Annotated in this window: 20 protein-coding genes and 2 pseudogenes; 11 read left to right on the top strand and 11 right to left on the bottom strand. The window is 72.9% G+C overall.

What is annotated here, in order from left to right; all coding sequences use genetic code 11:
* Positions 1 to 14: 14 nt before the first annotated feature.
* Positions 15 to 305 (top strand): annotated as a pseudogene (locus ACZ4U1_RS13640) (hypothetical protein); the annotation flags it as partial.
* On the opposite strand, the gene ACZ4U1_RS13635 reads toward ACZ4U1_RS13640, so the two are convergent.
* Together ACZ4U1_RS13635 and ACZ4U1_RS13630 are read right to left on the bottom strand one after the other, a co-directional pair.
* Positions 247 to 1,152: a universal stress protein gene (locus ACZ4U1_RS13635; protein WP_467902967.1), complete on the bottom strand. Its 906-nt coding sequence runs from the start codon at positions 1,150 to 1,152 to the stop codon at positions 247 to 249. The pseudogene ACZ4U1_RS13640 and the gene ACZ4U1_RS13635 overlap by 59 nt on opposite strands.
* 147 nt (positions 1,153 to 1,299) lie before the next feature.
* On the bottom strand, positions 1,300 to 2,313 hold the full coding sequence (locus ACZ4U1_RS13630) for a 2-hydroxyacid dehydrogenase (RefSeq protein ID WP_467902966.1): 1,014 nt from the start codon (positions 2,311 to 2,313) through the stop codon (positions 1,300 to 1,302).
* Between the two features lie 167 nt (positions 2,314 to 2,480).
* Between ACZ4U1_RS13630 and ACZ4U1_RS13625 the strand changes: the two genes are divergently transcribed.
* On the top strand, positions 2,481 to 3,182 hold the full coding sequence (locus ACZ4U1_RS13625) for a GNAT family N-acetyltransferase (protein ID WP_467902964.1): 702 nt from the start codon (positions 2,481 to 2,483) through the stop codon (positions 3,180 to 3,182).
* 64 nt (positions 3,183 to 3,246) lie between these two features.
* On the opposite strand, the gene ACZ4U1_RS13620 is transcribed toward ACZ4U1_RS13625, so the two are convergent.
* The 8 genes and pseudogenes from ACZ4U1_RS13620 to ACZ4U1_RS13585 form a co-directional block, all read right to left on the bottom strand.
* The gene (locus ACZ4U1_RS13620) at positions 3,247 to 3,855 is read right to left on the bottom strand and encodes a hypothetical protein (RefSeq protein WP_467902963.1); all 609 of its coding nucleotides are present in this window, start codon (positions 3,853 to 3,855) and stop codon (positions 3,247 to 3,249) included.
* A 24-nt stretch (positions 3,856 to 3,879) separates the two neighbouring features.
* The gene (locus ACZ4U1_RS13615; protein WP_467902962.1) at positions 3,880 to 4,497 is read right to left on the bottom strand and encodes an alkaline shock response membrane anchor protein AmaP; all 618 of its coding nucleotides are present in this window, start codon (positions 4,495 to 4,497) and stop codon (positions 3,880 to 3,882) included.
* Positions 4,498 to 4,539: 42 nt separating this feature from the next.
* The gene (locus tag ACZ4U1_RS13610; protein ID WP_467902961.1) at positions 4,540 to 5,214 is read right to left on the bottom strand and encodes a DUF6286 domain-containing protein; all 675 of its coding nucleotides are present in this window, start codon (positions 5,212 to 5,214) and stop codon (positions 4,540 to 4,542) included.
* A gap of 32 nt (positions 5,215 to 5,246) precedes the next feature.
* Positions 5,247 to 5,651: an Asp23/Gls24 family envelope stress response protein gene (locus ACZ4U1_RS13605; RefSeq protein WP_467902959.1), complete on the bottom strand. Its 405-nt coding sequence runs from the start codon at positions 5,649 to 5,651 to the stop codon at positions 5,247 to 5,249.
* Positions 5,648 to 5,809 (bottom strand): hypothetical protein, encoded by a 162-nt coding sequence (locus ACZ4U1_RS13600; protein ID WP_467902957.1) that lies wholly within the window; start codon positions 5,807 to 5,809, stop codon positions 5,648 to 5,650. The genes ACZ4U1_RS13605 and ACZ4U1_RS13600 overlap by 4 nt, the downstream gene beginning before the upstream one ends.
* Before the next feature lie 72 nt (positions 5,810 to 5,881).
* Positions 5,882 to 6,364: an Asp23/Gls24 family envelope stress response protein gene (locus tag ACZ4U1_RS13595; protein WP_467902956.1), complete on the bottom strand. Its 483-nt coding sequence runs from the start codon at positions 6,362 to 6,364 to the stop codon at positions 5,882 to 5,884.
* 144 nt (positions 6,365 to 6,508) lie between these two features.
* A complete protein-coding gene (locus ACZ4U1_RS13590; RefSeq protein WP_467902954.1) occupies positions 6,509 to 7,780 on the bottom strand; it encodes an MFS transporter in 1,272 nt (423 codons plus the stop codon).
* A 301-nt stretch (positions 7,781 to 8,081) separates the two neighbouring features.
* Positions 8,082 to 10,568, bottom strand: a pseudogene (locus tag ACZ4U1_RS13585) (AfsR/SARP family transcriptional regulator); the annotation flags it as partial.
* A 145-nt stretch (positions 10,569 to 10,713) separates the two neighbouring features.
* On the opposite strand from ACZ4U1_RS13585, the gene ACZ4U1_RS13580 reads away from it, so the two are divergent.
* The 5 genes from ACZ4U1_RS13580 (at position 10,714) to ACZ4U1_RS13560 (ending at position 14,698) form a co-directional block, all read left to right on the top strand.
* A complete protein-coding gene (locus ACZ4U1_RS13580) occupies positions 10,714 to 10,911 on the top strand; it encodes a hypothetical protein (RefSeq protein WP_467902953.1) in 198 nt (65 codons plus the stop codon).
* 117 nt (positions 10,912 to 11,028) lie between these two features.
* Positions 11,029 to 11,568 (top strand): MauE/DoxX family redox-associated membrane protein, encoded by a 540-nt coding sequence (locus ACZ4U1_RS13575; protein WP_467902952.1) that lies wholly within the window; start codon positions 11,029 to 11,031, stop codon positions 11,566 to 11,568.
* 8 nt (positions 11,569 to 11,576) lie between these two features.
* Positions 11,577 to 12,131 carry a thioredoxin domain-containing protein gene (locus ACZ4U1_RS13570; RefSeq protein WP_467902950.1) on the top strand — a complete coding sequence of 185 codons (555 nt, stop codon included), beginning with the start codon at positions 11,577 to 11,579 and terminating at the stop codon, positions 12,129 to 12,131.
* 43 nt (positions 12,132 to 12,174) lie between these two features.
* Positions 12,175 to 14,007, top strand: coding sequence for an ABC transporter ATP-binding protein (locus tag ACZ4U1_RS13565; RefSeq protein ID WP_467902949.1), 1,833 nt, complete (start codon positions 12,175 to 12,177; stop codon positions 14,005 to 14,007).
* 1 nt (position 14,008) lies between these two features.
* The gene (locus ACZ4U1_RS13560; protein WP_467902948.1) at positions 14,009 to 14,698 is read left to right on the top strand and encodes a S26 family signal peptidase; all 690 of its coding nucleotides are present in this window, start codon (positions 14,009 to 14,011) and stop codon (positions 14,696 to 14,698) included.
* Positions 14,699 to 14,768: 70 nt separating this feature from the next.
* On the opposite strand, the gene ACZ4U1_RS13555 is transcribed toward ACZ4U1_RS13560, so the two are convergent.
* Positions 14,769 to 15,059 carry a DUF6355 family natural product biosynthesis protein gene (locus ACZ4U1_RS13555; protein WP_467902946.1) on the bottom strand — a complete coding sequence of 97 codons (291 nt, stop codon included), beginning with the start codon at positions 15,057 to 15,059 and terminating at the stop codon, positions 14,769 to 14,771.
* 335 nt (positions 15,060 to 15,394) lie between these two features.
* On the opposite strand from ACZ4U1_RS13555, the gene ACZ4U1_RS13550 reads away from it, so the two are divergent.
* From ACZ4U1_RS13550 to ACZ4U1_RS13535, 4 genes are all read left to right on the top strand, one after another.
* On the top strand, positions 15,395 to 17,383 hold the full coding sequence (locus ACZ4U1_RS13550) for an FAD/NAD(P)-binding protein (RefSeq protein ID WP_467902945.1): 1,989 nt from the start codon (positions 15,395 to 15,397) through the stop codon (positions 17,381 to 17,383).
* Positions 17,383 to 19,047 (top strand): histidine phosphatase family protein, encoded by a 1,665-nt coding sequence (locus tag ACZ4U1_RS13545; protein ID WP_467902944.1) that lies wholly within the window; start codon positions 17,383 to 17,385, stop codon positions 19,045 to 19,047. The genes ACZ4U1_RS13550 and ACZ4U1_RS13545 overlap by 1 nt, the downstream gene beginning before the upstream one ends.
* A 2-nt stretch (positions 19,048 to 19,049) precedes the next feature.
* Positions 19,050 to 20,609, top strand: coding sequence for an MFS transporter (locus tag ACZ4U1_RS13540; RefSeq protein WP_467902943.1), 1,560 nt, complete (start codon positions 19,050 to 19,052; stop codon positions 20,607 to 20,609).
* Positions 20,606 to 21,579: sodium:solute symporter family protein (locus tag ACZ4U1_RS13535; protein ID WP_467902942.1), on the top strand; the 974-nt coding region annotated here is incomplete at its 3' end. The genes ACZ4U1_RS13540 and ACZ4U1_RS13535, both read left to right, overlap by 4 nt.

Below are 21,579 nucleotides of genomic sequence, written 5' to 3'. Positions count from 1 at the left end.
GCGCACTTCCGCGCGGCGTCGGCGGCGGCTTCCTGGCGGTCCCCGCACTGGTCGGCGTCCTCGGGATGCGGATGCGCTCGGCGGTGGGCACCGGTCTGCTCGTCGTCACGCTCGACTCGCGGGCCGCTCCGGCGATGCGTGCCGGTACGGCCGACGGCCTGGACCGGGTCGTCACGGGACCGTTCGCCAGGCTGTCCGGGGACGCTCTGCACCGACACCTGCGGCATGGCGTGGCAGGCCGGCGTGTCAGCCGTGGGCCACGACCGCGACGGGGGCGGCGATGTGGTGCAGGGCGGCGTGGGTGACATGCCCGATGTGAGCGCCGAGGGGCGCGGTGCGGATGCGCCGGCCCACGACGACCAGGGACGCGTCACGGGAGTCGTCCACGAGGACCTGTGCCGCACTGCCGCACCGGCTCACCTCGATCACGTCGACGCCCGGGAACCTCTGCCGCCAGGGACGGAGCACCTTGGTGAGGAGGGCGGCCTGCCCGCGTGCGAGCGAGTCGTACAGGTCGGCGTCATCCGGGAAGCCGTGGAAGGAGGTCGGCGGCTCCCACCAGGCATGGACGGCCCGCAGGGGGGCTCCGCGGTGCGCGGCGGCGTCGAAGGCGAACGCCAGCAGCGTGTCGTCCGGGGCGTCGATGTCGAGGCCGAGTACGACGGGCCGGAAGGGTGCGGCGGCGGACGGTACGCCCGCCGGATCCATCGCGTGCTCGTCGGCGGCCTGCTCCCCCGCCCGGACCAGCACCACCGGACGCTCGGCGCGCGCCACGACGGCGAGACTCACCGAGCCCACCATGAACCCGCCCAGCGCGCCGTGGCCCCGCGAGCCCAGGACCAGCAGCTCGGCGCGGCCCGCCGCCTCGCACAGGGTGTCGGCCGGGGTTCCGGTGAGCCGCTCGCCGACCACCTCGATGCCGGGGTGCCGGAGGCGGATGCCTTCCGCGGACTCGCCCACCATCCGCTCGGCCCGGAGCCGGTATGTCCCGGGATTCCACAGCGGGGACTGGGCGAGGCGCCTGGGTGCCGGTTCCTCGACGTGCACGATCCTCAGCGGGAGTCCGCGCAGCAACGCCTCCCGCGCCGCCCACTCGGCCGCGGCCCGGCTCTCGGGCGAATCGTCGAGCCCGACGGTGACAGGTGCTGACATGGTCTCCGCCTCCCGGGGTGAACGTCCCCTCTCTCCGGGCCGGCGCCGTGCGGTGTCCGGCTCCCTCCAGCGTGTGCCGTGAGGGCAGGACACACCAGGGGCCGGTCGGCGCCGGACCGCGCGGGATCGCGGCAGGACGTCGAGGCGTCAGGCTGTTTCGGCGCCGACCAGCGTGTTGTCGCTGGTGCGGCCGGCGAGGTGGTCCTCGATGTTGGCCACGGTGGTCCGCGCGATCTGGCCGACGGCGTCGCGGGTGAAGTACGCCTGGTGCGAGGTGACCAGCACGTTGCTGAAGGTCATCAGCCGCGCGAGGCGTTCGTCGGTCATCACCTCCAGCGACTTGTCCAGGAAGAACACGCCGGCCTCCTCCTCGTACACGTCGAGCCCGACACCGCTCAGCCGTCCCGCGCGCAGCGTCTCCAGCAGGGCGTCGGTGTCCACGAGACCGCCCCGGCTGGAGTTGACCAGGATGGCGTCGTCCTTCATCCGCGCCAGCGCCCCGGCGTCGATGAGGTGATGGGTGTCCGGCAGCAGCGGCACGTGCAGGCTGACCAGGTCGGCCTCGGCGAACAGCCGCTCGCGTGGGACGTACTCCATGCCGAGGGCGAGGCAGTCGGGATGCTCCACGAGGTCCCAGCCGAGCAGCCGCATCCCGAAGCCGTGGGCGATCCGTGTGAACGCGGCCCCGATCTTCCCGGTGCCCACCACGCCGGCCGTGCGGCCCCGCAGGTCCCGGCCCATCAGCCCGTCGAGCCGGAAGTCGAACTCCCGGGTGCGGTGCGCCGCCCGGACGATCCGGCGGTTGACCGCGAGCGCGAGGGTCCAGGCGAACTCGGCCACCGAGTACGGCGAGTAGGAGGACACACGGGCCACCGACAGACCCAGGTCCTGGGCGGCGCCGAGGTCGATGTTGTTGTAGCCGGTGGACCGCTGGGCGATCATCCGGGTGCCGCCCTCGGCCAGTACGCGCAGCACCTCGGCGTCCAGGGTGTCGTTGACACTGCTGAGCACCACCTCGTGGCCGCGTGCGGTGGGCATGGTGTCCCGGTCCAGGAAGAGTCCCAGACAGCGCAGCTCGTGCCGGCCCGCGAACGCCTTGTCGAACGCCTCCCGCAGCAGCGGTTCCTCGTCCGACTGGACGCCGTACGCAAGGATCTCCACGTGGTCCTCTCCCGTCGCATCGGGCGATCTCGTGTCCACCGTAGGCCGTGGTCACGCCGGGGGCAGGGGCCTGCGGGGCCAGGCAGGTGCCCCCGTCGGCCCTGTCCCGGGACGCCGGGGCACGAATGAGATGATCCGGGAGACGACCACTCGAGAGGAGCCGGACGATGGTGAGCGGTGATGTCGCCGTACTGGACGACCCGGTGGGCCAGTCACTGCGCGGTCACCACGCCCGCTTCGCCCGCCGCCTCGGCCGGGCCGCCACCTACCTGCCGGACGTCGCGACCTTCTCGGCCGTGGCCGACGATGCGGAGTCGGTGGCCTGGGCCGACCTCGCCCGGTTGCTCGGTCGCGGTGAGTTCGCCGACATGTTCAGCTGCCCGGTGATCCCGCCGTCGGACTGGGAACCGGTCTTCGTGCTGGAGGGCCGGCAGATGATCTGGTCCGGCGGCCGGCCGGGCCACCCGGACGCCACGCTCGGCACCGACATGGTCGAACTGGGCGCGAGCGACGTACCCGAGATGCTCGACCTCGTCGCACGGGCTCAGCCGGGCCCGTTCTGGCCGCGCACCCACGAACTCGGCACCTACCTGGGCATCCGCGACAACGGCAGGCTGGTGGCGATGGCGGGCGAACGGCTCCGGCCTCCGGGATGGACCGAGATCAGCTCGGTGTGCACAGCGCCCGAGGCACGCGGGCGGGGCTATGCCGCCCGCCTGGTGAGCGCGCTCGCCTCACGCGTCCTGGCGCGGGACGAGCGCCCGTTCCTGCACGTGGCCGAGGCGAACACCACCGCGCTGGCCCTCTACGAGCGCCTCGGCTTCGAGACCCGGAAACCCGTGACCTTCCGCGGCTTCCGCACCCCCTGACGAACGGCCCGCCGCACAGCGTCGGCCCACAACTCCGGCACCAGCCTGCCGCCCAGACAGCCGGTCAACCCGTGCGGTCTCCAGCGCCATGCCCGCCCGAGGCGTCCGTTTCGTCGTGATGTGCCGAGGCTTCCGCGACCTGCTTGAGCGCCGATGCCGTGGCAGCGTCTCCGACCCTGGCGGGCTGCTCGTGGATGTGGCTTCCGGGGTGATCGTGGCGGAATCGGGAGGCCGCCAGCCTGTCGCCCGGGCCGGGTGGCTCCGACGGGGTGTCCTGGGTGCCCGTGGGCGCAGGACCAGGTCGCGCCGCGGCGGGCCGGGCCGTCTCCTCCTGGGCCTCTTGTCGGGGGCTGCGCGGCTGGGTCAGCCAGGCGACGGCCGCACCGGTGACAGCCACGGGCCATTCGACCACCCCGGCTACGCCGAGCACTCCGGCACCGGTGTAGACCGCCATCCGGCGGCCGCGGGGAGAGATCGCTCCGATCCAGTCCAGCGCGCTGTCGGCGGCCCTGCTCACCTGCCCGGCCCCGGGCAGGCGGCGGAGCCCCGAACCGACGGCCCGCAACGGCTGAGGAAGGTCGGATGCACTCGTTCCGTTCCGGCTCATCTCGAACTCCTTCCGCGTGCCCTTCACGGCAGTGCGAATCCCGAGTTTCCCGATGCCGTAGGGCATATGCAGCGTGCGCGCCCCTCTCGCTCACTGCGCGCGGTGTGGCTTGTGGTGGACGACGCGCAGGCGGACCCGGGTGGGGAGCCGGTCCGTGGCCGTGGAGCGGCGGGCGTGGTCGAGCGGGCCCTCGCACAGTGCGGAGAGGGTCTGGCGCGGGCTGCTGTGCGGGCCGAGCGTGAGGTCGATGCGGGCGCCGGGGTGGCGGGAGGTGCCGGTCAGCCGGGCTTGTGCCCGCTGGACGCCGGGCAGGGTACGGGTCTCGGTGGCGATGGCGTCGCTGAGGGCGCGGTCGCGCAGTTCCACTCCCTGTGCCGGCGGGGTGCCGCCGACGGGGATGCCACCGGGGTGCGGACGGTGCAGTTGAAGGATGAGCCACCCCAGCGCGAGGAGGGCGGTCAGGGCCAGGGCGGCGATGACAGCGGGCCACCACCACCAACCCTGGTCACTCCAGCGGATCCGGTCGGCGGTGCTGAGCAGGACGTCGTCGGGTGCGGTCAGCGGCCAGCCCGCGGGGGGCGTGAGACTCCGTCGCCGGTAGACATCGAATCCGGCGAAGAGGATCAGCAGGCCCCCGCCGAGCAGGATCAGCCCGGTCAGGGCCAGCAGGAGGCGGTTGAGCCGGCGGTGCGCTGCGTGCGGATTCATGGCGTGTGCTCCCCTGCGGCGGGCAGGACCGTGTTGCGGTCGTCATCGGGTTCGCTGCCGTACGCGCACGGCGATGCGCGGCGTGGGGGCCAGGTCGAGCTGGTCGCGCTCTTCTCGGAGGGCGACCGCGAGGTCGTCCTGGACCTGGCGGGGGTCTCGGAAACGGACGTCCGCGCGGGCTTTGACACGGCGGCGGCGGACGCGGACGCGTGCCGCGCTGACCCCGGGCACCTGCATCGCGGCGTCGCGCAGCAGGGCGGCGGCGCCGGCCCGGTCCAACGTGGTCCGCAGGTGCCGTGGGACGCGTCCACTGGGCGCCCGCACGGTCAGCGAGCGGCGCAGGCCGGGTGTGACCGCCAGGACGACGAGTGCCAGGCCGACGGCGGAGGCGATGGCGGCTCCGGTGAGCATCCAGACGTCGTCCACGGGACGGGAGGCGAGTTCGTCCGCCAGCACCCGGCGCCAGAGTGCGGCGCGTTTTCCGGCGCGCACGGCGACGACGTCGTACAGGGTGATGCCGGCGGCGGCCAGGACGACGAGGGCGACGAGCGCCGAGGGGATGCGTCGTGTGGACCAGACCCGCCGGGTACGGTGCGGCGCCGGCCCCTTCACGGACTCATGGGGCGCCGAGGAGCCGTCGCCGGTCCACTCGGCCGGACTCGCGGAGTGGTGCGGCTGCCGGCCGGAGTCGGCGGCGGGGCCTGCGTGGGAAGCCATGCCTTCCTCCTTGGTGCACGGGGGCGGCGGGATCACCGGACGCGGTTGCGGTACGGGTCCCGCGCGGGCAGCAGACGCCGGACGGTCACCGTGACCTCGCGGACGGGCAGGCCGGTCAGTTCGCTCACCCGCCCGGCGACATCGCGCTGGATGCGTCGGGTGGCGCCCGCGATGTCGGCCGGGTAGGGGAGGTCCATGGTCAGGTGGACCCTCGTGACGCCGCCACGGGTGGCTGCTGACGCGTCGGGGGCAGCGCCGCGGCTGTCCGGCGGCAGAGCGGCCCGCTGCGCCTGGGCCGTGCGGGCCGCCCGGGCGGCGATGCGAGCCACCACGCGGTCGGGGACGACCGTGGCGCCGCGCTCGGCGGGCGGCGGAAGGCGCCCGCGCCGTCCGGGGAGATCGAGGGTGCCCGAGGCGTCGGCGGGGTGGGGTTTCACCGCTGCCGTCGCAGATCGATGTCGCCGCGCAGGACGAGGCCGACCAGCAGTCCGATCCCGCCCAGGACAGCGACCAGGAGGAAGGCCCAGAAGCCTCCGAAGTAGCCGGCGAAGCCGAGGGCCATTCCGGCTGCCAGTCCGGCAATTGCTGTGTCCATCACTGCTCACCCGTCCAGGTCTGCCGCGCCCTGTGCCGTCGCCTCCGGGCGACCCCGGGGGCGACCGCCGGCTCAGCTGACGCGGCCCTCCGGAGTCTCGGATTCGTCCTCGGGCAGATGTACGTCGTCGATGGTGAGGTTGACCTCGACGACTTCCAGTCCGGTCATCCGCTCGACGGCGGAGATGACGTTGGTGCGGACGTCCCCGGCGACGTCGACGATGGAGACGCCGTATTCCACGACGACGTCCAGGTCCACCGCTGCCTGCCGCTCGCCGACCTCCACCTTGACTCCGCGTGTCAGTCCGGTGCCGCCGCCCGGGACACGTTCACGGACGGCTCCGATGGCCCGGGCGACGCCCGCGCCCAGGTTGTGGACGCCTGGGACCTCGCGGGCGGCCATGCCCACGATCTTCGCCACCACGGTGTCCGCGATGGTGGTCTTTCCCCTGGTCTCGGCAGGAGCGTCGACGCCGCTGCGCCCCTGCAGTGTCGTGCTGTTGGCGGGCGGCCCGCCCGGGCCGTAGCCGCTGCGGTCGGGTGCTGTCTCGGTCACGGCAATCGCCTCGATCGTCCTGCGGACATCGCAGTAATTCCTGTCAGACGTTGGACACGGCCACCAGCCGCCCCCTCACCGCCCACCGATGTGACGTGCATCACATTCCTCTCTTCCTTCCTCCTGTCGGCCGGGGAAGCGCGGTCAGCTCGCCGGGCGCCGGCCCGCGGTGGCGGCGATGGCCGGGAGGATGGCGAGGGCGAGGATGCCGCCGGTGAGGGCGAGGGCGGGGTAGCCGGCGGTGGAGACGACGATGCCGGAGGTGAGGCCGCCGGTGGCGCCGGCGAGGGCGATGGAGACGTCCACCGTGCCCTGGGTCCTGGCGCGCGTGGCGAGCGGCACGGCGTCGGTGATCATGGCGGTCCCGGAGACCAGGCCCAGGTTCCAGCCGAGGCCCAGCAGGACCAGGGCGAGGGCGAGCAGGGCGACGGAGTCGCCGGGTACGGTCGCGGCGGTGACGCCGGCCGCGAGGAGTGTGAGACCGGAGGCGGCGGCGACGGCGGTGGGGCCGTGGCGGTCGACGAGCCAGCCGGTCAGGGGTGAGGGCAGGTACATCGCGCCGACGTGCAGCGCGATGACGAGGCCGGACGCGGCGGTGCCGTGGCCGTGGTCGTGCAGGTGGACGGGGGTCATCGTCATGATCGCGACCATGACGAGCTGGGTCAGGATCATGGTCAGCGCGCCCGGCATCAGGCCGGGACGGCGGCTCGGCGCGGGGACCGGTCCGCTGTCGTCCGCGGCCGGCGCGGCGGCCGCTGCCTGCTGCTGGAGGTGGAGGCTGCGGGCGAGCAGCAGCGGGTCGGGACGCAGCCGGACGGCGAGGACGACGGCGGCCGAGGCGTAGGCGGTGCCGGAGAGGAGGAACGGTCCGGCCAGGGCGGGGATGCCCAGGGTGTCGGCGAAGTGGCCGGTGGGAGCGGCCAGGTTGGGGCCGACGACACCGCCGAGGGTGGTGGCGACCAGGACGGTGGAGACGGCCCGGGCCCGGTGGGCGGGAGCCGCGAGGTCGGCGCCGGCATAGCGGGCCTGGAGGTTGGTGGCGGTGCCGGCGCCGTAGACGAACAGGGCGATGAACAGCAGGACGGCGCTGTCGGCGACGGCGGCGGCGAGGACGCCCGCGCTGCCGACGGCGCCGGTGAGGTATCCGGCCGCCAGCCCGGGACGGCGGCCCCGGGCCTGGGATATGCGGCCCACGGCTACGGCGGCGAGGGCGGAGCCCGCGGTGAACAGGGCGCTGGGCAGGCCGGCGAGGTTCGTGGAGCCGAGCATGTCCTGGGCCAGCAGGGCGCCGACGGTGACGCCCGCGGCGAGCCCGGCGCCGCTGAGGATCTGGGAGGCGACCAGGACGGTCAGGATGCGGCGTTGCGCCGCGGGCTGGGGCGATCCGCCTGCGGTGGCTGGGACGGTGCTCGTCACAGGCGGGGTCTTCCGAGGGGACGGCGGAGACGTCACGGTTGTGCCATGCCTCGTGGGCCTGGATCTGCCGGTCCAGGGAGGCGCAGACGTCACCGATCTTCGCCAGGGTGTCCGCTTCCTCGAAGGCGTCGCCGAGTTCCCGGCGCAGGGCGAGGGCCTGGCCGTAGTGCGTGAGGGCGAGGGTGTGGTCGCCGGTGCGGTGGGCGAGGTAGCCGAGGCTGTCCAGGGTGAAGGCCTCTCCCTCGCGGAACCGGTGCCGGCGGCACAGGACGAGCGCCTCCTCGCAGTAGCGGCGGGACTGCCGGTGGTGGCCCAGCCGGGCGTGGTACCAGCCCACCGCGTTGAGCGCTTCGGCTTCCCGGGGCGGGCTGTCGAGCGTCCTGCGGATGCGCAGGTTCTGGAGGGCGTGGGCGAGTGCCTGCCGGTCGTCGCCGTGTTTCTCCCAGGCCAGGGCGAGGTTGAGGTGTGTCTGCGCCCGGCCCGCCGGGTCGCCGGCCTCCTCGAACAGGGCGAGGGCCACACGCAGGTGTTCCAGGGCCTCGGTGTGCCGGCCCTGGGCGACGTGGGCGCGGCCGAGGAGCCGGTGGGCCAGTGCCCGCTGCGCTCGGTCCCCCATGCCGTCCCCGGCGGCGAGCGTGGCCCGCAGCATGGCGGTGCGGTCGTCCAGGTTCCCCTGCCGCCAGTGGAAGGTGTCCAGGGACCAGGCCAGTTGCCAGGCCTGCCGGTGGTGGCCGTGTGCCAGGGCGAAGCGGTGGGTGTCGAGCAGGCAGAGGTGTTCGGCCTTGAACCAGGACATCGCGGTGTCGATGTCCCGGAGCGGGTGGGCGCCCCGGGTGGTGTCCGGCAGGTCCGTCCCGAACGGTGTGCGCAGCGGCGACAGCAACCGGTCGCCGTCGTGTGCCGTACCGGCGTAGAAGTCCACCAGCCCGCGCAGCGCGTCGGCGAGGGCGTCACCGGGCTGGCCCTGTGCGGCGCGCTCCGCGGCGTAGAGCCGTACCAGGTCGTGCATGCGGTAGCGGCCCGGGCGGGTCTCCTGGATCAGGTGCGCTCCTTCCAGCCGGCGCAGGTGCGACCGTGTTTCGGGGACGGACAGCGCCGTGAGCGCGGATGCCGCGGCCAGGCTGATGTCCGGGCCGGGTGCCTGGCCGAGCAGTCCGAACACCCGCGCCGTCGCCGGGTCGAGCGCGTCGTAGGAGGAGGAGAGCACGGCCCGCAGGTCGGCTATGGGATCGTCGGTGCCGAGGGCGTCCAGCCGGGCGGACCGGTCGCGGAGTTCCTCGGCGAGCGCGGCCAGCGGAAAGCCGGGATGCGTGCCCGCGCGGGCGGCCACCACACTGATGGCGAGGGGCAGGCCCGCGCAGTAGCGCAGGAGCGCGGCCACCGCTTCCGGCTCACCGGCGACGCGTTCGGCACCGAGGCGCTGCACCAGCATGTCCCGGGCTTCCGCCTCGGAGACCACGTCCAGGGCGAGCGGGCGGGCGCCGTGGGCGGTGACCAGGCCGGCGAGCCGCCGGCGGCTGGTGATCAGGACCGTGCAGGAAGGGGATCCCGGTAACAGGGGGAGGACCTGCTCGGCGTCGCGGGCGTCGTCCAGGACGATCAGCATCCGCCGGCCGGCGACCAGGCTCCGGTAGGCCGCCGCTCGGCCCGGCAGGTCGACCGGTATCTCCGTGGACGCGAGCCCGAGGGCGTGGAGGAAGCCCCGCACCACTTCCGCCGCGGAGGCGGGGTCTCCCGCCGGGGCGAAGCCCCGGAGGTCGGCGTAGAGCTGCCCGTCGGGGAAGGCCGCGACGTTGCGGTGCGCCCAGTGCACGGCGAGCCAGGTCTTGCCGATGCCCCCGATCCCGCCGATCGTGGAGATCACCACGGTGCCGCCCGGGGCACCGCCCGCGTCGAGTGTCTTGTCGAGTTCCGCGATCTCGCTGGTCCGGCCGATGAACGGCCCGGGCGGAGAGGGCAGTTGGCGCGGCACCCTGGGGGTCGGTCGTCGGGCGCTCAGGGCGGGGGCCGGTGTGGGGGCGGGCGTGCGGGCGGGTTCGGGGCGCGGGGTCAGCGCGGTGTCCGTGGTGAGGATCTGCTGGTGCAGCCGTTGCAGTTCCGGGCCGGGGTCGGTGCCGAGTTCCGCCGATAATCGGCGCTGCACGCGCTGGTAGTGGGCCAGGGCGTCCGACCGGCGGCCGCCGCGGTAGAGGGCCAGCATGAGCTGTCCGGCCAGACGCTCGTCCAGCGGGTGCCGCTCGGCGCGGGCGGGGAGTTCGGCCAGCAGCTCGGCATGCCGGCCGAGCCGTAACCGGATGTCGGTGAGGTCGAGTTCGGCCGCGAGCCTTTCCCGGTGCCATACGGCGCGCAGTTCGTTGAACCAGGGAGCGTCCAGGTCGCCGAAGGCGTCGCCGCGCCACAGGGCGAGCGCCTGGGCGAACAGTTCCCCGGCACGGTCGTCGTCGGCGGTGCGGGCCTGCGCGACCAGGTCGCGGAAGCGGTGCAGGTCCACGGCGGACGGATCGACGGTGAGGACGTAGGACCCGGTTCGCCGGGTGATGCGTACCTCCCCGGTCGCCGTGGCCAGGGCCTGGCGCAGGCGGGACACATAGCTGTAGAGCGTGGCGTGGGCTCGCTGCGGAGGCCGGTCCGCCCAGACCCGGTCCACGAGTCCGGCGGTCGGGACGGGAGCGTTCGCGTCGACCAGCAGCGCCCCCAGCACCGACCGCTGACGGACCGGGCCCAGGTCGACCGGTTTCCCGTCCACGCGTGCCTCGATCCCGCCGAGCAGAACGAAGTCCACGGACATCCTCTCCCCCCTGCACGCGGGCCCGTTGCCGGGGCAGCGGGGCCCGCCTGCGCATTCAAGGACTCTCCAAGGTTTGCCCAAAGCGCGCCCATCAGTATCTCAACGGCCGAACGGCCAGGAGCACGACCGAGCAAAGGAGTGCGATGTGTTCAGGATGATCGAAGAGCTGGGCAGCAGGCTGCTGGAGCGGTTCGTACCCGGGGTCGACGCCTCGGCCGCACCGGCCCCCTGCTTCAAGTGCCTGACCGGCGCGGGCTGCGACGCCTGGGGCAACCACTGGTGGGCGTACAGCGAGAACTGCTCGACCGGCTGGGTGTTCATCGAGTGCGACAGGTGCCGCTGATCCGCACGCGGCCGGCCTCGCCGGCCCTCTGAGCGCCACGCCACGCCGCGCCACCCCGGACCGCGCCACGCACGGCGGCAGGGCTGGGCCGGGTCGGAACTCCGGGAAAGGAACCTCATGGTGGATGTGGTCGCCGGCGCCTGTGCCGTGTGCCTCGTGGTGGTGTTCGCCGCGGCAGCGGCCGGCAAGGCGCGGAGCGCCGCCGCCTTCTCGGAGTTCTGCCGGTCGCTGGGGGACCTGGGCGTCGTCCCGGACGGCTGGGTCCGCGTGTGCGGTGCGGCCGTGGTGGTCGGCGAGCTGTCGGTCGTGCTGCTCCTGCTCGCGACGCCGCTGGGCGGCTGGGCGGGAACAGCGGGTCTCGTTCTGGCCGCGGTTCTGCTGGCGGCTTTCACCCTCGGCCTGGCGCGCGCCCTCGCGGGGCGGCGCCGGGCCGTATGCCGGTGCTTCGGCGCGTCGCAGTCCCCGCTCGGTGTCCGGCACATCGTGCGGAACACCGCACTGGGGGTGATCGCGCTCTGCGGCGTCGCGGCCCACGGGTCCGCGGGCCGTCCGGAGCCGGCCGAGGCACTGCTGGCGGCTTGCTCCGGCGTCCTGCTCGGAGCGCTGGCCGTCGTCTCCGACGATCTTGTCGAACTGTTCCGTCCCTTACGACGCTAGGAGGCGCTATGCCTGTCCTCTTCGGGCTGGTCGCACTGGTGGGAGTGCTCTGCGCACTGGACCTGGTCCTCACCGTCGGTGTCATCAAACGACTCGTGGAGCATTCCGAGAAACTCGCCCGCGTCGGCCGGGGCCCGGCGTCCTCCCTCACCAAGGGCGACCGGGTGCACGCGTTCCGGACCGTCACCACGGACGGCCGGCCGCTGGACCGGGACCAGCTGCTGGACGACACGACGGTCGCTTTCTTCACGCCGGACTGCAAGATGTGCGGGGAGACACTGCCGAAGTTCGTGGAGTACGCGCGTGCGCTTCCGGGCGGGCGCGGGCAGGCGCTGGCGGTCGTGGTCGGCGAGGAGGAGGAGACGGCCGCGTACGCCGCTCAGCTCGCCCCCGTGGCCCAGGTGGTGGTCGAGGAGCGCGGTGGGCCGGTGTCGCTGGCCTTCGCCGTCATCGGCTTTCCGTCCCTGCTCCAGGTCGCCCGCGACCGGTCGGGCACGCTCGTCGCGACCACCGACCACCTGGACCTCGGCCACGCCGGTGCTCCGGTCTCCAGCGCGGCATGAGCCCGCCGGCACACTCCACGGGCTCGGCGGAAGGTGCACACGGATGCGGGTGACCGTACGGCGCGCGGTGTCGGCCTGCGCGTTGACATGCCGGGCGGCACCGGGCCCGGTGGCGCTCTTCGCCGGGTTCATGGTGGTCACCGGCGTTCTCCCGGTGGCCACCGCGTGGCTGACGAAACTGGTGCTGGACCTGCTCACCACGGGCGCCCCGGCGGCGCGGCTGTTCGCGGCGGCCGCGGCACTCGCCGGAGCCGCCGCGGCCACCGGCGTCGCACCCCACCTGGTCCAGTACCTGCGCACGGAGATGGACCGCAGGGCGGCGCTGCTCGCCCAGGACAGGCTGTTCACGGCGGTCGGGGGTTTCGTCGGGCTGGGCCGGTTCGAGGACCCGCGCTTCCTGGACCGGCTGCGCCTGGCGGACCAGGCCGGCCGGAGCACCCCGGGCCAGACGGTCGTCGGTTTGCTGCAGCTCGCCCGGTCCGCCGTCACCGTGGTCGGCTTCCTCGGCTCGCTGCTCCTGCTCAGTCCGCTGATGGCCCTTCTCGTGGTGCTGGCCGGGGTGCCCATGCTGTGCGCCGAACTCCGGCTGTCGCGGCACCGGGCGCGGATGTTCTGGGCCGTCGGCCCCGCCGAACGGCGGGAGATCTTCTACAGCCGGCTGCTGACCGGGGTCGACTCCGCCAAGGAGGTACGGCTCTTCGGGATCGGTGCCTTCCTGCGCGGACGCATGCTGGACGAGCGTCGTGCCACCGACGCCGCGAAGCGGAGCGTGGACAGGCGCACCAGCCTGGTGCAGACGGGACTGGGGCTGCTGGCCGCGCTGCTGAGCGGTTCCGGCCTGGTCTGGGCGGTTCAGGCCGCGCGCACCGGGGCCCTCTCGGTGGGCGGGGTCACCATGTTCGTCGCCGCGGTGGCGGGTGTGCAGGGTTCGCTGGTGGCGCTGATCGGCCAGGTCGCCGCCACCCACCAGGCCCTGCTCATGTTCGACCACTACGTGACGGTGACCTCCGCCGGCCCCGACCTGCCGGTGCCCGCCGCGCCGCGTCCGGTCCCGGCGCTGCGGCACGGCATCGAGCTGCGGGACGTCTGGTTCCGGTACTCGGACGACCATCCGTGGGTCCTGCGGGGCGTCGACCTCTTCATCCCGCACGGAAGTGCCGTGGCCCTCGTCGGCCTCAACGGCGCCGGCAAGTCCACGCTGGTCAAGCTGGTGTGCCGGTTCTACGACCCCACCCGGGGAGCGATCCTGTGGGACGGGCAGGACCTCCGCGACCTCGACCCCGCGGAGCTGCGCGAAAGGATCGGCGCGGTGTTCCAGGACTACATGCACTACGACATGACGGCCGCCGAGAACATCGCCCTCGGTGATCTGACGGCACTGGGCGACCGCGAACGGCTCCATCGGGCGGCCCGGCTCGCCGGGATCCACGGCACGCTGGAGCGTCTGCCGCAGGGCTACGAGACGCTGCTGTCCCGCCTGTTCTTCACGGAGTCGGACAAGGACGATCCGGAGACCGGTGTCGTGCTCTCCGGCGGCCAGTGGCAACGGCTCGCGCTGGCGCGGGCGTTCCTGCGCGACCGGCGCGATCTGCTGATCCTGGACGAACCGTCCGCGGGGCTGGACGCCGAGGCCGAGGCCGAGATCCACGCCGCGCTGCGAGCGCACCGCAGCGGGCGCACCAGCCTGCTCGTCTCGCATCGCCTCGGCGCGCTGCGGGACGCCGACTCGATCGTCGTACTCGCCGACGGCCGGGTGGCCGAACAGGGCGACCACGCCGCGCTGATGGCCGCCAAAGGCGCGTACGCCCGGCTCTTCCTGCTCCAGGCGTCCGGCTACCAGAAGGAGTCGGACGCCCCGGTCGCCATGGGAGGCTGACATGACCGACGAACCACCGACCCTGGGAACGCCCGTCGGGGAGGCGCGCGCTTCCCTGCCCGCACACGTCCGGGCCGCGCTGCCGGCAGGGGCCCCGGCCGAGCCGCGGGCCCGCCGCCCCCCTCGACCGCGCGGGCTGCGGATCGCCGTACGGGCGGGAGCGTCCGCAGCGTGGGCGGGCGCAGTCGTCCTTCTCCTCACGGGTGCCGTCGATCCGGCCCTGACCTGCGGCCTGGCGGCGCTGTTCCTCACCCTGGGGGCCGCCGTCCCGGCGTGGCTCGGACGCAGGGTGGTCGCGGTGACCGTGCACGGCGAGAGCATGCGGCCGACCTATCGCGACGGGGACCGGGTGCTGGTACGCCGGGACCGGCCGCCCGAGCCGGGTCAGGTGGTCGTCATCGAACGGCCCACGGCCGGCGCCCGCTGGAGCACTCTGCCGGCCGGGCGCGGCGCCGGGCCCGCCGCGATCGCCGAGCGTGAGTGGCTGATCAAGAGAGTGGTGGCCGTCGCCGGGGACCCGGTACCGCTCGACCGTGTCCCCGGTCTCCCGGGCTCGCCGGCCGGCCTGGTGCCGCCGGGGCACCTGGTGCTGCTCGGCGACAACCCCGTCCACAGCCTGGACTCGCGGCTCGTGGGGTACTTCCCCGCCGAACGCGTACTCGGCACGGTGTCGCGCTCCCTGGCGCGTTGACGCGGCTGCCGGCGGGGCGAGAAGCACAAGGGGACGCCCCCGGTCGGCTGGAGGAGCGGGTGGCTGTCGGTCAGCAGGTGCGGCCCACGTAGTAGGCGCCCTGGATCTTGTCGGCGGAACCCAGCCAGGTCCTGCCCGGGGCCACGCACCGCTCGTAGTCGGGCGCCAACGCCACCTCCACCTTGATCACCACGTGGGAGCCGTCAGAGGTGCAGTGGCGGTAGTAGGCGTCGGAGCCGGTCTCGTAGAAGCCGCACGGGTCGGCGGCCGCCGGGGGCGCGGTGGCGGTTGCCGCGCCCAGGAGGCCGAGCGCGAGGGCGAGGGAACCGAGGGTACTGGTCAGCAGGCGACGAACGTGCACGGCGAACTCCTCAAGGGATGGCGCGAGAAGGGGAACGGTGCCGTCGGCTGCGGCGGGGCCGCACGGCCGGGCACGCCCCCATGGTCACGGACCACGCCGCCCGATCCGCCGCCTGCTTCGCGGTTTCACCCGCCGAATCCATTCCTCGTTGCGCCATCCGGATGACCGAACGGGACACCGCCGCTCACCTCGGCCCCGAACGGCGTCCAGGATCATCCACGATCTCGCCGGAAGCCCGCGTTCAGTCCAGATGCTGAGGGCGCTCTCGCCGACCGCCCCGGCCGGAAACCCCGGCCCCCGTGCGCCAGGCGCCCCCCTTCCACGCCGGAGGAGACATGAACGTGGAAACGCACGCCCCCAAGACGCACGCCCCCGTGACGCACGCCCCCGACATCAGGCGGGTGACCGTCGTCGGCGCCGGTTTCTCCGGCACGCTCACCGCCATCCGGCTGCTCCACTTCGCGGACTCGCCGCTGGAGATATGCCTGATCGAGCGGGAGGAGGGCTACCGCTACGGAGGCATCGCCTTCGGCCAGGCCTCCACCAACTGGGAGCACATGCTCAACATCCAGGCCGGCCGGATCACGCTGCGCCGTGAGCGCCCGGAGGACTTCCTGGAGTGGGCCAACGAGGAGGCGGACCGCTCCGAGTGGCCACGGCAGTGGCAGTACCACACCTTCGGCGTGGCCTGTGTCGTGCCGCGGCGGATCTTCCGGCAGTACCTGGCCGAGCGGCTGCGCGGCGCGGTCGCCGACGCGCACGCGGACGTGACACTGCGGGAGCTGACCGGTGAGGTCTTCGACGTGCGCGCGCGGGGCGGCGGTTACGTCGTCAGGTACGCCGACACCGGCCCGCAGGGCGGTGTGCACGAGCTTCCCTCGGACCAGGTGATCCTGGCGACCGGGCATCTCTCGCCGGTGCAGGCGCCGTTCTACCACCGCGTCAAGGACTCCGACCGCTTCATCGCCGACCCCTATGCCCCCGGCGCCCAGGAGCGGTTCCAGCAGGTCGGGCCCGAGGAGACCGTCCTCGTCACGGGCTCCGCCCTGTCGGCGTTCGACGCGGTGGTCTCCCTCGTGCACGCCGGGCACCGGGGCCGCATCCTGATCTGCTCGCGGGGCGGCCACATGCACGGCACCTACCCCGTGGACCACGAGCACGACATCTGGCAGACCCGCCGCCCGCCGTTCCTCGACGCCGAGCAGCTCACCCCCGAGGTGGTCGTGGAGGGGATCAAGGCGGAGTACGCCCATCTGCGCGAGGAGCACGGGGTGGAGCCGGGCAGTGCGCTCGACGCCGTCTTCCCCGAGCGGGTGATGAAGGCGTGGGAGCCGTACGTCATCGAGCTGGTCTCGCGGATGGACGCGCGCGACGTGCGGATGCTGCTGGACCGGTACAAGAGCCTGATCGTCACCCACCGCACCAGCACCGTGCGCGAGATCGGCGGCGTGGTGCGCAGCCGGATGCGCGGATTCAACGGCGCTCCGAAGACCGTCGACGTGCTGTCCGCCCGCATCCAGGACATGCGCCCGGTGGAGGACGGCACGAAGATCCGGGTGGTCTTCGCCGACCAGCCGGACGTCGTCGTGGACCGGGTCGTCAACTGCCTGGGCAACAACACCGACTACGAGCACCCCGACCACCCCCTGTGGCAGGGCCTGGTCCACGGGTACGGCTACGCCCGGCCGCAGACCAAGACCCACCGCGGCATCGAGGTGGGCACGCACGGCCAGCTCGTCACGGCCGACGGCACGATCGCACCGGGCCTCTTCGGCGTCGGCCCGATGCGCCAGGGCGACGAGACCACCCGCCGCGGCCGGCTGGGTGCGTTCGTGTTCAGCATCGGCACGCTGCGCAACCAGTGCTTCGACACGGCGATGGAGGTGCTGCGCCGCCTGAAGTCCGCGAGCGACGAGGAGCAGATGGACATTCCCGACGGCATCCACCACTGCCTGATCCGCAGCAGCGACTGGATCGCCGCCGACCTGCTCACGGAGGAGCCGGACGCGACCCGGCTGCGCGAGCGCCTGCTCGCCTACGCCCGCGAGACCGCCTACCCCAACGCCGTCAACCACCTCCAGGCCCAGGACCGCACCGAGCGCGCCAAGTACCGGCGCATCCTGGACGACGACCTGGCCGAGTTCGGCGCCGCCCTGGCCCGCGAGTTCGACCTCACGGCCCAGCAGGCCCGGCGGACCGTCTCCCTGCTCGCCACGCTGGTGGAGAAGCACGCGGTGCACAACCTGTGCGACATCACCCGGCTGGCCGGCTGGGACTCCGGCTACGCCGAGCAGGTCAAGTACGCCCCGAAGAAGGGCGAGTGATGACCGACCAGGCCACGCGGGAGCTGCTGAGCCGGCTGTTCATGGTCCGGCACGGCGAGTCGACCTGCAACTCCGTGCACCGCATCGCCGGACAGCGCGACGCGCCCCTGACCTTCCTCGGCCGCATCCAGGCCGAGAAGGTCGCCAAGGGCCACCGCGACCAGCACTTCGACCGCGTCTACGTCTCCCCGCTCACCCGCGCCCACGAGACCGCCGGCCTCATCTTCGACCTGGACGACCAGCGTCCCGGCGCCCCGGAGGTCGTGGTCGACGAGCGGCTGATGGAGCGGGACTTCGGCAGCTACACCCTGGAGAGCAAGTCCATCCTCCAGCGCCGGCACGGCATCGCCGAGTACGAGCGGGCCATGAACGCCGACAGCCCCACCATGCACGGCGGGGAGACCTTCGCGCGGTTCCGGGACCGCGTCCACGCCTTCTACGAGCAGGAGCTGCTGCCCGCGCTGCGGCGCGGCGAGGTCGTCTGCGTGGTCTCGCACAAGTACGTGGTCGAGCTGATCTGCCGGTTCATCCTGGACCGGCCGGCCGACGAGTCGTACGACCTGCGGCTGCCCAACTCCCAGATGCTGCAGGGCGACCGCATCCACAGCTACGTCAAGAACGAGAACAAGACCATGAACATGGTCTACGACTGGATCGTCGTCAACCATCCCGTGGTCTTCTGTGCCGGTCTGGCCGTCGGGCTGCTGGCCAACCTGGCCGGAGTGCGTCTGTCGGCGTCCCCGTACCTGCTGCTCGCGCTCCTGGTGCTGGCCAGTGTCATCACCATGTGCCGTATCGAGCTGGAGAACGCCCGCGGTTTCGTCACCGATCCGGGCACGCTCAGGTCCGTCGCCCTGCGCTATCTCGCCCTGCCCCTGATCCTGGCGGCCGTGCTGCGCACCGGGGACGTCGGCGGCGACAGTACGGCGGCCATCGCGGCGGTGTTCCTCGCCACGCCCAGTTCGGTGGTGGCGATGACCGTCAGCCGCTGTCTCGGCGGGATGATCATGCCGACGTTCGCGCAGGTGCTGCTCTCCTCGCTGGCCGCCACCGTCTCCCTGTCCACCGTTCTGGCGCTGACCCTGCGCGAGGACGTCGGCCCGGCCGTGGCGATCACCGCCGCCACCTCCACGGGCGTCGTCACGGCGGCCTACCTGCTGGTGCGGCGGCTGCGGGAGCGCTCGCCGATCCGTACGGCCAAGTACGGGGAGCGCAACGGCTATGCGGCGGTCCTCCTGCTCACCGCGTTCATCGTGCTCGTCTGCCTCGAGCTCGACCTCGACGGCTTCTCCCGCTACGCCCCGACCGCCGCGGGCATCGCCGTCGGGCTGCGGCTGGTGGCCGGGCTGCTCAAGCGGCGCCGGCACGTGCACACGCTGGACGACTACACCGCCATGACGTACCCGAACGTGTTCGCGGTCGTCATCATCGCCGCGTTCACCGGGCACACGGCGCTGGAGCAGGTGGCCATCTGGACGCTGCTGCCGATGTTCGTCCTGTCCTTCTTCGACAGCTGGTACGCCCGGTTCCTCGTCGTCGCCCCCGACGACCCGCGCTGGCCCGGCGTACTCGGCCTCCCGGAGCACACCCCGGCCCGCGGACGTGCCGTCCCCGCCCCCTCGGTGTCCCCGGACCCCGCCCCCCGCATGCCGACCAGGAGTTGACCTTGACCGCGCGACCAGCTTCCCTGATACCCCGGCCGTTGATGTTCTGGTCCGGCGTCGCCCTGACCTCGGCCGGTGTCTTCGAGCACCTGTGGATGTTCGCCGACTCCGCGTCCATGGACTTCGACATGTCGATGATGGACATGTCGGGGATGATGTGGGCCGCCATGGCCGCCATCGTCGTCGGCGTGGTGATCTCCGGGTTCGCGGTGGTGCAGCCGGCCGGAACCGCCCCCGCCGTCCCTCCCGATCCGGCGCGGACGACCCCGGCGAACCGGTACCGGCTCATCGCCATCCTGAGCTTCGCGCTGCTGGTGGACCAGATGAAGCCGGCCACCCTGGCGTTCATCTCGCCCGGTATGCGCGCCGAGTTCCACCTCAGCGCCGCCGAGATCTCGTGGCTGCCCACGGTGGCACTGACCGGCACGGTCCTCGGATCACTCGTCTGGGGACGCGCGGCGGACCGGATCGGCCGCCGGGCCACCATCCTCATCTCGTCCCTGCTCTTCCTCGGGACGACGGTCTGCGGCGCCATGCCGAGTTTCAGCGGCAACCTCGTCATGTGCGCCCTGATGGGCATGGCGGCCGGTGGCATGCTGCCCGTCGTCTACGCCCTGATGACCGAGAGCCTGCCGCCCGGCCGGCGCGCGGCCATCATGGTGCTCCAGGCCGGCCTCACCACCACCGGCGGCTACATGGCCGCCTCCGGGCTGGCCGCGGTCCTCATCCCGCTGGCCGGCTGGCGTGTGCTGTGGTTCGCCCAGCTCCCGCTGGTCCTGGTCCTGATCGCGCTGAACCGGTGGATCCCGGAGTCGGCCGCCTTCACCGCGCGGCAGACCGAGCGCGCACACATCCCGGCCTCCGCCCTGTTCAAGCGTCCGCAGACGGCGAAGACCCTGGTCGTGAGCGCCTACGCGCTGGCCTGGGGCCTCGTCTACTGGGGCTTCATCACCTTCCTGCCCAGCCAGCTGGAGTCCTCCGGCGGGCACGACATGTCCGCCGCCACCCTCCTGTTCATCTCGTCCCTGCTGTCCATCCCCACCTGCGCGGTGGCCGCCTGGCTCTACATGCGCTGGTCGGCCCGGGGCACCATGCTCGTCTACGCGGTGCTCACCGTCGGGGCCCTCCTCGGTCTGGCCGCCGTCGGCATGGACGGCAGCCGGCCGGTGCTGCTGACCGCCGTGATGCTGCTGTTCGCCGGTACCGCCGGTGTCATCGCGCTCATCGGCCCGTACACGGCCGAGATCTACCCGCCGGCCATCCGGGGGACCGCCGGCGGATGGGCCGCGGCCGTCGGCAAGTCCGGCGGAGCCTTCGGGCCGCCCCTGATCGCGCTGGTGCTCTCGGCGCCGGGCGGCATGCGCACCGCCGCGGTGTTCGTGGCCCTCCCCATGGCCCTGGCGGGCATCGCCGTAGCCGTCCGCGGCAGCGACCCGCAGACCGCCGCCCGGCCGGCCGGGGACACCACCGCGCTGGACGCCGAACTGGACGACCTGGTGCGCGACCAGACCGTTCGCACGCTGGGCACGCCCACCTCCGGCCAGGGAGGTACGGGGGCATGACCGGAGGCGTCAACGGCATCGCGCTCGCGGTCTTCGTCCTCTTCTTCCTGGCCGTCACGGTCATGGGCTTCCTGGCCGCCCGCTGGCGCAGGACCGGCGACGCGCACAGCCTCGCCGAATGGGGCCTGGGCGGCCGGTCGTTCGGCACCTGGATCACGTGGTTCCTGCTCGGCGGCGACGTCTACACGGCGTACACCTTCGTCGCCGTACCCGCCGCCATCTACGCGGCGGGGGCGGCCGGGTTCTTCGCGGTGCCGTACACGATCCTGGTGTACCCGCTGATCTTCACCTTCCTGCCCCGCCTGTGGTCCGTCTGCCACCGGCACGGGTACGTCACCACGGCCGACTTCGTGCGCGGCCGGTTCGGCTCGAAGGGCCTGTCGCTGGCGGTGGCGTTCACCGGCATCCTCGCCACCATGCCGTACATCGCGCTCCAACTGGTCGGCATCCAGGCGGTGCTGGACGTGATGGGCGTCGGCGGCACGGAGAGCACCAACTGGTTCGTGAAGGACCTGCCGCTGCTGATCGCCTTCGGTGTACTGGCCGCGTACACGTACTCGTCCGGCCTGCGGGCGCCCGCGATGATCGCGTTCGTCAAGGACACCCTGATCTACGTCGTGATCACCGTGGCGATCATCTGCATCCCGATCCGGCTGGGCGGGTTCGACGAGGTCTTCGCGAAGGCGGGCGAGAAGTTCACGAGCACGGGAGCCGGCGGGCTCGTCACGGCGCCGGGGGGTCAATGGACGTACGCCACGCTGGCGTTGGGCTCCGCGATGGCGATGTTCATGTATCCGCACTCCGTCACGGCCACGCTCTCCAGCGCCGACCGGAACGTCATCCGGCGCAGTACGACGGTCATGCCGCTGTACACGCTGATGCTGGGTCTGCTGGCGCTGCTGGGCTTCATGGCGATCGCGGCCGGGGTGAAGGTCACCAACGGGCAGCTGGCCATCCCGCAGCTGTTCGA

Source organism: Streptomyces sp. NPDC028928 (assembly GCF_055564915.1).
Note: the sequence above shows the minus strand (reverse complement) of the source record. Positions and strands in the feature narration are given on the sequence as shown.

Bases quoted from the DNA above. Each gene is read 5' to 3' on its own strand.
- ACZ4U1_RS13610 (WP_467902961.1), bottom strand. From the start codon at position 5,214: ATGGCTTCCCACGCAGGCCCCGCCGCCGACTCCGGCCGGCAGCCGCAC.
- ACZ4U1_RS13575 (WP_467902952.1), top strand. From the start codon at position 11,029: ATGGTGGATGTGGTCGCCGGCGCCTGTGCCGTGTGCCTCGTGGTGGTG.
- ACZ4U1_RS13550 (WP_467902945.1), top strand. From the start codon at position 15,395: ATGAACGTGGAAACGCACGCCCCCAAGACGCACGCCCCCGTGACGCAC.
- ACZ4U1_RS13560 (WP_467902948.1), top strand. From the start codon at position 14,009: ATGACCGACGAACCACCGACCCTGGGAACGCCCGTCGGGGAGGCGCGC.
- ACZ4U1_RS13565 (WP_467902949.1), top strand. From the start codon at position 12,175: ATGCGGGTGACCGTACGGCGCGCGGTGTCGGCCTGCGCGTTGACATGC.
- ACZ4U1_RS13625 (WP_467902964.1), top strand. From the start codon at position 2,481: ATGGTGAGCGGTGATGTCGCCGTACTGGACGACCCGGTGGGCCAGTCA.
- ACZ4U1_RS13545 (WP_467902944.1), top strand. From the start codon at position 17,383: ATGACCGACCAGGCCACGCGGGAGCTGCTGAGCCGGCTGTTCATGGTC.
- ACZ4U1_RS13615 (WP_467902962.1), bottom strand. From the start codon at position 4,497: ATGAATCCGCACGCAGCGCACCGCCGGCTCAACCGCCTCCTGCTGGCC.
- ACZ4U1_RS13635 (WP_467902967.1), bottom strand. From the start codon at position 1,152: ATGTCAGCACCTGTCACCGTCGGGCTCGACGATTCGCCCGAGAGCCGG.
- ACZ4U1_RS13570 (WP_467902950.1), top strand. From the start codon at position 11,577: ATGCCTGTCCTCTTCGGGCTGGTCGCACTGGTGGGAGTGCTCTGCGCA.
- ACZ4U1_RS13600 (WP_467902957.1), bottom strand. From the start codon at position 5,809: ATGGACACAGCAATTGCCGGACTGGCAGCCGGAATGGCCCTCGGCTTC.
- ACZ4U1_RS13620 (WP_467902963.1), bottom strand. From the start codon at position 3,855: ATGCCCTACGGCATCGGGAAACTCGGGATTCGCACTGCCGTGAAGGGC.